The sequence below is a fragment of the Aliikangiella maris genome (assembly GCF_040719265.1).
GTDB classification, from domain to species: Bacteria; Pseudomonadota; Gammaproteobacteria; order Enterobacterales; family Kangiellaceae; genus Aliikangiella; species Aliikangiella maris.
The window spans coordinates 49,735-62,573 of sequence record NZ_JBFDAH010000006.1; the positions used below are offsets into that span (position 1 = coordinate 49,735).

The 12,839-nt window shown below is 38.5% G+C and carries 13 protein-coding genes; 4 read left to right on the forward strand and 9 right to left on the reverse strand.

From position 1 onward, the window contains the following. Position 1: 1 nt before the first annotated feature. Positions 2–586 carry a TIGR04211 family SH3 domain-containing protein gene (locus ABVT42_RS06905; RefSeq protein WP_353874154.1) on the reverse strand — a complete coding sequence of 195 codons (585 nt, stop codon included), beginning with the start codon at positions 584–586 and terminating at the stop codon, positions 2–4. A gap of 300 nt (positions 587–886) precedes the next feature. Here ABVT42_RS06905 and ABVT42_RS06910 point away from each other — a divergent pair, with 300 nt between their 5' ends. From ABVT42_RS06910 to ABVT42_RS06920, 3 genes are all read left to right on the forward strand, one after another. Beyond that, positions 887–2,395, forward strand: coding sequence for a CYTH and CHAD domain-containing protein (locus ABVT42_RS06910; protein WP_353874153.1), 1,509 nt, complete (start codon positions 887–889; stop codon positions 2,393–2,395). A gap of 221 nt (positions 2,396–2,616) precedes the next feature. Further along, positions 2,617–3,204, forward strand: coding sequence for an RNA 2',3'-cyclic phosphodiesterase (thpR, locus tag ABVT42_RS06915; RefSeq protein WP_353874152.1), 588 nt, complete (start codon positions 2,617–2,619; stop codon positions 3,202–3,204). A gap of 6 nt (positions 3,205–3,210) precedes the next feature. Further along, positions 3,211–4,269, forward strand: a complete 1,059-nt coding sequence (locus ABVT42_RS06920; RefSeq protein ID WP_353874151.1) for a M28 family peptidase — start codon at positions 3,211–3,213, stop codon at positions 4,267–4,269. A gap of 66 nt (positions 4,270–4,335) precedes the next feature. Here the strand turns inward: ABVT42_RS06920 and ABVT42_RS06925 are convergent, their stop codons facing one another. From ABVT42_RS06925 to ABVT42_RS06935, 3 genes are all read right to left on the reverse strand, one after another. Then, positions 4,336–4,881 (reverse strand): dihydrofolate reductase family protein, encoded by a 546-nt coding sequence (locus ABVT42_RS06925; protein ID WP_353874150.1) that lies wholly within the window; start codon positions 4,879–4,881, stop codon positions 4,336–4,338. Between the two features lie 262 nt (positions 4,882–5,143). Further along, a complete protein-coding gene (locus tag ABVT42_RS06930; protein WP_353874149.1) occupies positions 5,144–5,587 on the reverse strand; it encodes a phytanoyl-CoA dioxygenase family protein in 444 nt (147 codons plus the stop codon). A gap of 186 nt (positions 5,588–5,773) precedes the next feature. Then, positions 5,774–6,430 (reverse strand): glutathione S-transferase family protein, encoded by a 657-nt coding sequence (locus ABVT42_RS06935; protein ID WP_353874148.1) that lies wholly within the window; start codon positions 6,428–6,430, stop codon positions 5,774–5,776. 48 nt (positions 6,431–6,478) lie between these two features. Here ABVT42_RS06935 and ABVT42_RS06940 point away from each other — a divergent pair, with 48 nt between their 5' ends. Beyond that, on the forward strand, positions 6,479–7,609 hold the full coding sequence (locus ABVT42_RS06940; protein ID WP_353874147.1) for a hypothetical protein: 1,131 nt from the start codon (positions 6,479–6,481) through the stop codon (positions 7,607–7,609). Between the two features lie 92 nt (positions 7,610–7,701). Here the strand turns inward: ABVT42_RS06940 and gluQRS are convergent, their stop codons facing one another. The 5 genes from gluQRS to ABVT42_RS06965 form a co-directional block, all read right to left on the reverse strand. After that, on the reverse strand, positions 7,702–8,598 hold the full coding sequence (gene gluQRS / locus ABVT42_RS06945; RefSeq protein ID WP_353874146.1) for a tRNA glutamyl-Q(34) synthetase GluQRS: 897 nt from the start codon (positions 8,596–8,598) through the stop codon (positions 7,702–7,704). An 85-nt stretch (positions 8,599–8,683) separates the two neighbouring features. After that, on the reverse strand, positions 8,684–9,139 hold the full coding sequence (gene dksA, locus ABVT42_RS06950; protein ID WP_353874145.1) for an RNA polymerase-binding protein DksA: 456 nt from the start codon (positions 9,137–9,139) through the stop codon (positions 8,684–8,686). A 168-nt stretch (positions 9,140–9,307) separates the two neighbouring features. Then, entirely contained in the window at positions 9,308–9,748 is a 441-nt protein-coding gene (locus tag ABVT42_RS06955; RefSeq protein WP_353874203.1) for an HIT domain-containing protein, read from the reverse strand. 1 nt (position 9,749) lies between these two features. After that, complete coding sequence (mrcB, locus tag ABVT42_RS06960) at positions 9,750–11,987, reverse strand: penicillin-binding protein 1B (protein ID WP_353874144.1); 2,238 nt, start codon at positions 11,985–11,987, stop codon at positions 9,750–9,752. Between the two features lie 31 nt (positions 11,988–12,018). Beyond that, positions 12,019–12,837 (reverse strand): hypothetical protein, encoded by an 819-nt coding sequence (locus tag ABVT42_RS06965; RefSeq protein WP_353874143.1) that lies wholly within the window; start codon positions 12,835–12,837, stop codon positions 12,019–12,021. Positions 12,838–12,839 lie beyond the last annotated feature (2 nt).

Here is a 12,839-nt window from a genome sequence, read left to right on the forward strand (position 1 = left end):
ATTAACTCCAACCACTATGGCGACTTTTCCCACCAAGTTTGGTCAATATAAAGCCAAAAAGGATGCCACCAAAAAAAACGACAGCGCCAGCAAAAAAGATTTCCCGATTAAAACGACCTTCATAAGTTTGCTTTTCCTGACTGACTTTTTCAAATTGTGTTTGCAACTTTGCCAATTCGCCCTGCAAATCACGATTAGTTTTCTCTAAAGGTTTAAGCTCATTGATCTGTCGCTCTAGTGCGCCAATTCTATCTTGGTGGTTTTGTTTGATATTCGACAAGTTACGTCGAGCTTCGGCAAGCAGTACGCCAGCTGTTGGGGTTTCTGTTATATATTGGGAATCAAGCCACGAGGTCCGACCTTCTTCATCTTTAATATGAACGTAACCGGTTTCTTCATTACGTTCAAGAATCTCAAACTTTGTACCTGGGGATAGTTTAAATCGAACCTTGTAATCATTCGAAGGACCGGTTCGTGTCCAAATTTTAGTTTGATCATCAACATAACCAACCTCGGCATAGACCGGAGCACCGAGACTAATAAAACTAACAATAAGGATTAAAAAAAAGTTTAATTTTTTTTTCATAAAAGGACCACAATAACTGAACTGACTTAATTTTACAGGTAAGCATCAGGTAACTCAATTAGCGTAATAATCGCCTATTTACCTAACGAAAAGTGACTTGATTGATTATACTTCAAGCAAGATTAAATACCTGAGATTTGTTTAATATTGACGCTATTGTACGGAATAGTTAACCGCAATTAAACTAATCCAGATCACGTTTTACTAAATTTAAAGGTAATATACTCCCGTTGTCGGTGATGACAAATACTAAAATGAATGGTTAAATAGCAGCATTCAAATAATAACAGGTTAGATTTTATGGCTAGCGAACTTGAGCTCAAGCTTGCTGCAACTCCAGAAAAACTCAAAGAAATCAGAGAGTTAAACTTTCCAGGTGTCGCATCACAGAGCGATTGGAAAACGACTCGTCTGATCAATACCTATTTTGATACCGAGCATTTCAAATTAAGTGAGGTTTCCATCGGAATGCGGATCCGCCAAAGTGGCGATAAACTGATCCAGACCGTGAAATCTTCTGGTCGCGCGATAGGCGGCTTACATCAAAGAAATGAAGACGAAGCAGAACTTGAGAGTAATCAACTGGATATCAGCCTGATAACCGACCCCTATTTACAAATTCTGGTAGAAGAAGCTATTGAAGAAGATGGTGAATGCATTGCCTGCTTTACCACTAATTTTGAAAGGACCTCCTGTGAGCTAAGCTTTTCTGATAATACTCGCCTTGAGGTTGCACTGGATATTGGCACTATTGAAGGCGATGAAGGCACGATGCCAATTTGCGAAGTCGAACTAGAGCTGTTAGAAGGTAGCGCCGAGTATTTATTTGCTATTGGCCGTTATTTGATTAAAGAGCTTGAGCTAACGCTCTATAACGCGAGCAAAGCACGTCGTGGTTACAGCCTGTGTAAAAATCTTGCACCTGAACGATATAAAATGCAGGTAGCTGAGCTGGCGCAAGGCGTCGAAGCAGAACATGCATTTGAACAAATTTGTTATACTGGTCTGAAACACTGGCAGTACTACGAGCTGTTCCTCAATCAAAAAAATTCTCATTCTGCCGTTCTTGAGATGTATCGTGGTTTAATTTATCTGCATCACATGTATATGGTATTTGGCGGTGTCATACCGCGGCAAGCCACTCAGGATTTACGCAACAATTGGGGTTGGTTAGCTGAGGCTATGCGCCCAATTGTTGATGCGGCTAAGCATAAGCGGCATTTAAATCGTTATTTGCAACAAAAAGCAGACTGGGATTTAGTCGAAGAGCAACAGAAAAAAATTCAGGCAGATGCCAAACAAGCGATTGAACAATTTAAACAGTTGCTGGCAACTCAACGCTATAATCTAATGATGCTCAATATGTCACAATGGATCTATTTTAAGGAGTGGCGAGACTTTATTCCTGAAAAAGATCGCGAGCAATTAAGTACACCCGTAATTGATTTTGCGCGTAAACAACTGGAGCACATGCTTAGGGAGTTAAAACGCGATTTGGGCCCCAAGGTCGAGTTGGAGCCAGAGGAATATTTTAAATTAATCGCAAAAATTCGCAGAGCTTTAGATACCGGCCTCTTTTTTGGAGGATTATTTGACTCACAAAAACGCCAAAACTATCGTCAATCGTGGATTGATATACTTGATGGGATCCGTGAATTACAAATGAACCAATATATCTCTGGCTTATTAATTGAAAACCACTCTCAAGAAGAAATCGATGAGTGGCTTGAAAAACGAAATACCCCCGTGTTGAAAGCCATAGAACAAACACGTAAAGCTGCGTTTAAAGTGAATCCGTATTGGGGATAGCGATTATTCAATAGTTATGCTTTAATTGTAAGAATTATGTTCATTGATAGCTGTTCATTAATAGCCGTATATTAATCACAGTTTGTTGATAACAATTGACAGATAGCCATTTACTAATAACCGTTAACTAAAAATAATTGAGTTGTTAAGTTTAAATTATATAGCTCAGTTATTTTTCCCTCGAATTTACTACAGATATTAGCAATATTGATAAAACAGATATGTCACCACCCAACAAAACCACTTCTTACCAATACCGTTTATTTTTCGCTGTTGAATTTGATGCAGCAACTAAAACCGCAATTCTCAATATCCAACAAGCTCTGCAACAACTATCCGAAGTCAAAGGATTAGCAGTAAAAGGCGAAAATTTTCATATTACATTATGTTTTATTGGCGAAGTTAAGGAAAAGATTCTAGAAAAAATTCTTGACGGCTTTCAACCATTAACTCTCGCCCCTTTTACAATTTCATTAAACGATTTGTTATATTGGCCAAAACCACAAGTGTTGGCACTGACACTTAAGGATTCTGAGCAACATTTAAATCAATGTAAAAAAGCAATTGAACGTCAACTAGTTGAATTAAATTATTTTCAATTTGATAAACGTGAATACTTTCCCCATATTACGCTATTCAGGCAAGTCGAAATTCCTCCAGTTGCCAATCAATATTTTTATGATGAACTATCTATCAAATCGTTCAGTTTAATGCTTTCAGAACAAACACACAGTGGCGTACGTTATCAAACGCTGGAGCGTTATCCGCTTAATCATCCAAACATAAAACAACAGCTATTGGGGCGCTAAAAGCCAATGGCTTGTCAAGTGGCGTCATTATCAAACAAGTTGCCAAAAGAATTTATCGCTTATATTTTTTATCCCGCGCTATCTCATAAAACCAAAGCATTTAAGTTTGCAGCTATATGTTTACTCTCATTATTTATTTTGGGTTGTATACAAACCAGTCCCCATTGTTTATCCCCCCCAAAACCAACAGGTCTCATCAACGCTAAACAGTTATTCAAAGATTTACAAACACTGGCGCATCCAGATATGCAAGGAAGAAAAACCAATACGCTCGGTAGTCAAAAAGCCCAACAATTTATACAACAAAAATTTGAGCAAATTGGTTTACAAGCGTTACAAAATAATTTCCGGCAACCTTTTTATTTTGGTAAAAATAATGAGAAAGGCGTTAATCTGTTCGGAAAGCTGGCAGGCCGGCATAAGACGAAAAAAAATCATTTAATAGTTATTAGTGCTCACTATGATCATTTAGGACAACAAGGCACAAAAATCTATCATGGTAGCGATGACAATGCATCAGGTGTTGCCGCATTATTAACTATTGCTCAATTTTTTAAAACTTATTCAACGGATTATTCCCTTATATTTTTAGCAACTGATGCCGAAGAAGCTGGACTCTATGGCGCGCAAGCATTTTTAAATGCCTCCCCAATAAAACCTAAGCAAATACTTTTCAACATCAATCTGGACATGATTAGTCGAGGTGGCAGAAAAAATCGCTTATATGTGGCTGGGACACGCTTTAAACCTGTACTTAAATCAATAACAATGCTGGCGGCCCAACCAACTCAGTTATGTTTAAAACCCGGACATCAGGGAAGGCAATTTTCTCGAAATTCATTAACCGCACCAATCAACTGGGATGAAGCAAGCGATCATTACATATTTAACAAACATGGAATCGATTATTTATATTTTGGCGTCGACCTTCATCCTGACTATCACCAATCAAGCGATACGCCAGAAAAAACTAATCTAGCATTTTATACTGCAACCGTTGAAACGATTATTTCTACCATTCAACGGCTCGACAAATTGGTACTAGGCTTTAATCAGAAAGATTGATTAGTTGTTATCTAAAACGCTTAATATTTTACAGCCTATCGAGTTTGCAAAAGGATAAGAATTACGTTAACGTCGCGGAATAGAATAAGTCAATTGAATAAAACCATTCGAAAACTCTTGTGAACCAGTCAGTTTAAGTGGCACATCATTTTTTAAATGACCAAACAAAGGAATCCCCTGACCGATCAAAATGGGAACCTTTGTAATTATCAACTCATCAAGCAATTCGGCACTTAAAAAAGACTGAATGACACTACCACCTTCAACAAACACTTTTTTTACTCGCCAATGTTGTAATTCTACGGCCAGCAACTCGATGGGGCCACCAAAAACATCAACACGCTCAACAAAGTCTGCCGGAGGCTCTTTCAGTGTGCGACTCAGCACAATAACCCGTTTACCTCGATAAGGCCATCTTGCAAAGGAAACCGCTTTTTCAAATGTATGCCGCCCCATAACCACGCAATCAATGCTATCCATAAATCGGTGATAACCGTAATCCTGAATATCGTCTTTTTTTGTAACACTTTCAATCCAATCAAGTTTGCCATTAAATCGTGCAATATAGCCATCAACACTGGCGGCAACAAATACACAGAACTTTATATCCATAGAAAAATCTCTAAGTAAAGACCAATATTACGCTCTTCAAACATAATAACGCGTATTCAAATACTACATTCTATTTTAGTTAAAACGTGAGAGAATTAAAATGTTTTTCTAATATTGCTAAAATAACTATTATGGCTCTTTCTGAAAATTTTTTATGTTTCTAAAAGACTAGCGCCAACAAGTACCTTGAGGCAACTGATAGTTTACAAATTCAAAATGAAAAATATATCGATGTAAATTTTTCGTTTACGCCACCGAAAATTCATCTAATGATTTTATTTGAACGATGCAACAATTTCGGCCGCATAACCATTAAGTCACCTGCATTTGCTCGAATATTAATGACCTGCTTGGTCGAAACGATCGTTTCAATCTGTTCTCTTAACAAAACGCCATTTAAATAACTTTGCGGTATAACCTGCAATCCGCCAGACTGTAGCGTCATTTCGTTTAAGTGTAAGCGTGAAGTGATAATTTGATTTAGCACTTCATCAGGTAGTTGGCAATGGAGAACATTTTGTTTTGTAGACCAAGACTGCCAACCGGGCAAATTCACTTTGTGGGAAACGGCAAAAATCTTATCTTGATACCAACCAACTCTCCAATTATTTTTATAGGTTTTATCGAATAAAATACCACGCATAAAGGTAAAATTGTCATCAAAAAAAGTGTTTAACAACCGATTTATTTTATTCGAAAAAATCAATTTATTTACTTTTTTTACTTTTAAATCAATATTTCTTACGCCACCTTTTACTCATCGGCAGTAATATCTGATTAATCGTAAAAATTATATTTTCGAGTTCATTTGCATTTAAAAACTGAGAAATAGTCGTATAGCCTTGCTCTTGTAATTCAAGACACAATTCAGATTGCCGATGGCACTGATTATTTAATTCAGCCATGTTAAATCAATATTTTCTGTTTGACACACACGCTTAAATGCTTGCCGCTGACTTAGGCGAATTAAATAAGGTTTTAACTCAGGAAAGTCAGCAGGCGTTTTAGTAAACACATCACACCAGAGACATAACATAAATAGAAAACAGTCACACACAGAAAACTTTTCACCGAGCAAATAGCTTTTACCTGTTAACTCATCATTTAATAATGACAACATATTGGTTACTCGACGTTCTTGTGCATCTTTAATGGCATCAGCACCTTGAGGATCTTGCGTATGGCGAGCGGCATAAAAATACATAATGAGCTCACTTTGAACGGTGCTGTTTAAATAGAATAGCCACTGCAATGCTTTACCTCGTAGCATTTTATCGTACTCAGGTAATAACAAACTTGGTGAGTCAGGGAATTTTTTTGCATACTCTTCACATAAATACAAAGCGATTGCGGCACTCTCAAACAAGACTAATTCACCATCAACCAGAGTTGGAATTCTTCCTGTAGGATTGAGCTTTAAATATTCTGCCGAAAGATTAGCGGATGATTGACGGTCAACCAAAATTAATTCAAAATCAACATCTAATTCTTGTAATATCAAGTGTGGCGCAAGGCTCGCATTATTAGGATAGTAGTATAACTGGTACATATTTCGCCTCTCGTTAACTTCAGTAATTTAACCAGGTTTTTTTTTAGTATGAAAAGCAATATCGATAATAGACAATCCAAACATTCTATATCAAACTCTTTAAAGTTAATCTCACTTTTTTTTATAGCCGCTACCAGTCAATCCGCAAAGAGTTTTCAAGATGAAAAATCAGGTACATTATTTCAGGTATTTGAAGATAGTTATTTGAAAAAAGTCGCCAGTTGCTTAAAGGTTGATTCCTATCGCTTTTTAGCCGGATATCAAATGCTGATGCTTGAATGTGCGATGAAAAAGTCAATGAACCAACGCTATCCAACTGAAAAAGAGGTTGTTGAGATCGAGCAATGTGTCATGCAATCTCAGCAAAAATTTCTTAACGTATCACAATCTAACTGGAATAAATGTTACCAGAGTGGTCAGGTAGCTCGCTTGCTGCGTGAAGAAATCAAACAAGATAAAATCGCACAAAATCGAGGTGCAACCAACAAAAAACAAATTTTTACCCCCAAAGGCGCTTGTACTGTGACCATTCAATCCAATGAAACCTTTCATGCGCAAAGTGGGGATATTTTTTATCCATCCGGTACGGTTTTACCTGTTTCTCACATTTCGCATGACGACTTTAGTGTGGTATTAGGCGGCAGAAATGATCAAGTCAGTACTTTTGAGCCCTCAGAATATGTTGCTAATAATTGTTCAAAAATTTATTTAGATGCACTAAAAGCACAGCAGCTAACACCAGTATTTTCTTTCGCCGCTTCTGATATAAAAGTCTATCGTTCGACTGATTTAAAATCGGTAGCTTGTACTATTCCTCAAGGAACCAAAGAAGAAGATCTTGCAATGAGTGTTTATCCTCTGCCCGATGATGGCGATATGGTCGTTGGCGCAGACTACGAAATTATTTATTCTGAGGTAGAATTTGAATCAGATAGTCCGGTATGTGCAGGCGTCAGTGGCATTATTGATGCCGATCTGTTTGTTAGCTATGTTTTCCCACCCGAAGCAGGTATTCACTCAGGTACAGGCGGATTTCCAAACTGTACGAGCGATAAAGAATCCTACATTGCTTTTGCAGAACGAGGTAAAAATGGGCCGGAATTTTATTCATGTCATTATGATATTGAAAATGACAAAATGCGCTGGTGTCTGACTCTAGACCTTGATAAGTGCTTATGACCAAGTGACTACAACAACTGAACGCCGGTTATCAGTAAACCGGCTTTTATTTTGGAACCCGGCCAATTTATTGAAGCATAAAATCGTTTAAATTAAGCCTGATAAACTTTAGGATCAGTACCAACCTTGTTTAGGTTCCAATTATCGATAGCCCAGATTAAAACTTCTTGCGGTTTCAACTCACTCAAAAAGTCGGGAGGTTGTTGGCCTAGATGCTCAAGCGCCTGAATAAGCCAATAAGTGGCTTTGTCTGCTTTGATAGCAGGTGACAGCTTTGTTTTACTATATTTTTGTTGAGCCTGATCAACAACTAAGGGAAGATGAAAATAAACAGGTGAAGGTTGTTGAAAGCAACTGTATAAATAAATTTGTCTCGGTGTAGAATTTAAAATATCTGCTCCTCGCACCACATGATTAACGCCTTGTGCAATATCATCAACCACTACCGCTAGTTGGTAAGCAAAAATTTTATCCCGCCGTTTTATCACAAAATCTTGAGTATCTGCTGGACTGGCAAAGTGGCATTTCCCTCTAATTTCATCATAAAACGACTCAAAACCCGATTCAAATTTTATGCGAACAGCAAAACCATTGCTATTAGGATTATCTATCGAGAGAATACGATTTCGGCAATAACCATCATAAAATCCCCGATTACGTCGCTTAATTTGTTGACGACTGCATCGGCAGCAGAAAAGTCGCTGCTGCCGCATTAACTGAGTTAAAGCTTGCTGATAAAGTTGGGTGCGCTGACTTTGATAAACAATCTCACTATCCCATTCAAACCCAAACATTTCGAGAGTGTGGATAATCTGCTGAGTTGCACCACCAACTACTCTAGGCGTATCAAGATCTTCGATACGAAGTAGCCATTGGCCATTTTGTGAACGGGTTATTAAATAACTACCTAAAGCAGCAACTAAAGAACCGAAATGTAGCGGTCCCGATGGTGTTGGAGCGAACCGACCGACCCAGTTTGAACTTTTCATTTATCAAAAAATAAGGCAAGTTATGCATCCATAACCTGCCTTTGAATTGATCAATCAGATTGTCTGTTCAGTGTTCGGATCGGACTTAGCGATTAACATGCTTTTCTTTGATTTCATCCAAAGTTTTGCAGTCAATGCATAACGTCGCAGTGGGTCTTGCTTCAAGTCGTCGAATACCAATTTCAACACCGCAAGACTCACAATATCCATAATCTTCTTCATCAATTGCAGTAATTGATTTACCGATTTTTTTGAGCAATTTGCGCTCTCTATCGCGCGTTCTGAGCTCAATGCTAAACTCTTCTTCCTGACTAGCACGGTCAACCGGATCGGGAAAATTGGCGGCTTCATCTTTCATATGAGTCACCGTTCGATCGACCTCTTCCATTAACTGCTTTTTCCAAGCCTCTAAAATTGCCCGAAAGTGAGCAACTTGAGACTCATTCATATATTCTTCACCATCCTCTTCCTTGTAAGGAGCAATTCCCAAGGCTCCTAGCGTAGTGGCGGTAGCTACTTTTGCCGTTTCTTTATTTGGCATTCAATTCTCCGAAGATTAACTGCTTGAAAACTAAACAGTTTTCCAAAACTCACGTATAAACCCGAGCCAATCTAACGACTAAATATAGATAGACTTTTTATTTAGGCGCGGATATATATCACATAGCATTGTCAAAAACAATAATATTTTTAAGTTTTTAACTATTTTTTATAATTGATTCATTTGCTCAAATGGCAATGAATTTCTTAAAGCTTGCTGGATTTTGACAACTTCTGATTGTTGATATTCCTGCATGGGATATTTACCCCAAATCGGCGCTGGCCAGCAAATATCCGTTGTATATCTTACAACATGGTGTATATGGAGTTGGGGAACCACATTTCCAAGTGCTGCAATATTTAATTTATCACCTTGAAATAACTGCATTATTGCGAGTGATAAAAGATTTGATTCTTGCCAGCATAACTGTTGGATATCGGCTGGTAATTGATAAACTTCACTAATTTCTGTGATACGTGGCACTAAAACAAACCAGGGAAACTGGGTATCATTCATCAGTAACAAACGACATAATTTTAAGTCACCCAACCAATAACTATCGTCTTGTAACTGAAGATGTAACTTAAATGTTTGTTGGCCTTGAGACATATCATTCACAAATTTTAATTCCTTCAGGTAAGTGTTCTGGAAAAAATGGCAGTAACTTCTTATTTTTACAACTGGTGAACCGAGAGAAAAAACCTTCGGGCCGATAGCCCCACACCAATCCGTCAGGTAAAGTCAGGTCAACCGCAGGCTCGTTTAATCCAATAAATAAATCTCGCCATATTCTCAGCGCACCAGTCGCTCCGGTCAATTGAGTCGGCTGATTATCATCTCGTCCAACCCAAACCACTGCGAGCTTATTTCCACCAAATCCAGCATACCAGCTATCACGCAAATCATTCGTTGTGCCTGTTTTACCGGCAAATTGTGTACTGCCGAAAGTTTGGCCAATTGTTTTTGCAGTTCCACGATTAACCACCTCGGTTAACAAATACTTCACCAAGAAGATACTTTCTGGTTCAAATTTTGATGAAATCTGTCGTGGATAACGCTGTAATAAACGCCCTTGATGGTCTTGTACTGCAATTAAACCTGCGCTGCGAATACTGCGTCCCTCATTGGCTAATACTTGATACAGCCGCAATACTTCGAGCGGAGACATCTCTTTTGCACCTAATGTAATTGAAGGGTATGCGGGCAACTCACGCTCAAATCCAGCATTAGTAATAGTATCGGCGACATACTCAACACCTATCGACAGCGCCAGCCTGGCGGTGGCCAAATTGTAAGAATTAATCAACCCTTCTTTTAAAGCAATCTGCCCATGAGTTTCATTATTGTAATTTTTAGGTGTCCAAACACTGCCATCACTTCCATCAAGAGAAAAGGGTTCATCCAGTAATGGGGTTAACATATGATACCGGGCTTGTCGCTCGAATGCGGTAAGATAGACAAAAGGTTTAATAACAGAGCCCGTTTGTCGATAAGCATCTATTGCCCGATTAAATCCGTTATATTCCGGATTACGGTCACCGACCATAGCCAGAATATCACCACTTTGAATATCGCTAATAATGACCGCGCCTTGCAAGTCCGTGGGTGGTGTCTTACCCGACTTTTCAATTTGCAATAAACGTTTACTCAATGCTTTTTCTGCACGCTGCTGAACGAGTGGATCAAGACTAGTAAATAAACGTAGTCCTTGACTGTTGAGGTCAGCCGCAGAATATTCACGATGCAATTCACGTTTAATAAATCCCATAAAAGCAGGTACTTTACCTGTTTTGGCTTTAGGTTTGGCAACGACCATTAGTTGTCGAGATTGCGCATCTTGATAATCTTCATCTGTAATCAGACCATGCTCACGCATTTGTGACAACACCAAATCTCTGCGTTGACGCGCAACTTCAGGATTACGCCTTGGATTATAGTAAGAGGGACCTTTTACCATGCCGACTAATAAAGCAACCTGTGCCAAATGAAGTTTTTCGAGTGGTTTATCAAAATAAAATTCACTCGCCCGACCAAATCCATAAATCCCGGTATTATCATCTTGTCCCAGATAAACTTCATTCAAATAAGCCTGTAAAATAACATCTTTTGAATAGTGCACTTCAGTAAGTACCGCCATAATGGCTTCACGAAATTTTCGCCATAAAGTTCGCTCATTACTCAAAAAGTGATTTTTCATTAACTGTTGCGTTAGCGTACTTCCTCCCTGACTCACTTTGCCTTGCGATAGGTTACTCCACAGAGCTCGAGCAATACCTTTCATCGATAGCCCCCAATGTTGATAAAACTCTCGATCTTCCATGACCAATAGCGACGCTATCAGATTGTCGGGTAATTGCGCCAGAGTGACCAACTGTCGATCTTCGGTATTGCCCGTTTGAATACTACCCAGAGACAAAGGATCCAGTCGTAAAAAGCTCACATCTTTTTGGGAAGCAAAGTCTTTAAGCTGTGTAATCCGATTATTTTCAATTGTTATTTCAAGCGTCTGCTCGGGTTGAACGCCATCCCAAAACTGAAAACGCCGAGTATTAATAACCAGTGAATTATCATATTGTTCATATTCTCCTTGGTTGATTGCCTTAATTTTTGGGCGATAACCAAGCAATTGCAGTTCTTGTTTGAGATCTTTAAGCGACAGTAATTGTCCCAGTGAAAAAGACAACGGGCGGGCAAAGACTTTGGCCGGAATACTCCAGGCTCGCTGATTAAACTCATCTTTAACCATCGAATCGAGATAGATTCCCATAAATAAAACGAACAAAAAGGCAATGAGAAATAAGCGTAAAACAATACGTTTACTTCGTTGCCAAATAGAAACTCGACTCATAAAGTAGACAACTAAATTTATTTAACTTAAATTAATTCAACGGAATTTTGACTAAATAGGAATGATATTCAACGACAATATGTTGTTTGGAAATATCTCGTAATATCAGGTTAGGTGCAATGACCTGGTTCACTTTATAAAAAGCCCCATCGAGAATAACAAAGCTATCTTTCACATTTTCGGCAACCACATATGAATTGATTTGGATATTGGGAAATTCACTTTGTAGTGAGTCTGGCAACTCATTTTTTGTAACAACCGCAGTGCCAGGCTTGGGCGCAGGTGTCGCAGTCTGGCTATTGGCCAAACTTGAATTATTCAAACTTTTTGCAGTCACATCAGATTGTCGTTCAACTTCAGGCTGCATTTGATTATCGGCAACACGACTACTTCGATTTTCGGGCTTAACGGCTGGCTTAGTGTGCTTTTTGGGTTTATAAACTGAACGACCGGCTTCACTTTCGTCACTTAACTCAGGTTGCACTGATGTGATTTGTTGTGTCGAAGCAGCTTGATTTTGTACAGGCTCAGTTTGCTGTGTGGGATTAATTGCCTGACTTAGTATTGCCTTGTTTGGTAGTATAGAAGTCTGTTCTGGTACTTGCACCGTCGACTGTTGCAAAGGTGAAGGGGTTATTGAACCACTCAAATAAATCCAACACCAACTGGCAACCAACATAATCCCTAATGTATAAGTTAATAATTGCCAGATTTTTAAACGCTTTAATAAACGTTCATCACCAAGTAACTCATCATCAAAATGGGTCGAATGGATATCAGGAATTTTATCGTTATCCAATCCATTTTGCGCATCATTTTTCTGAGTAAGTGATTCTAATAAAATCGACAAAA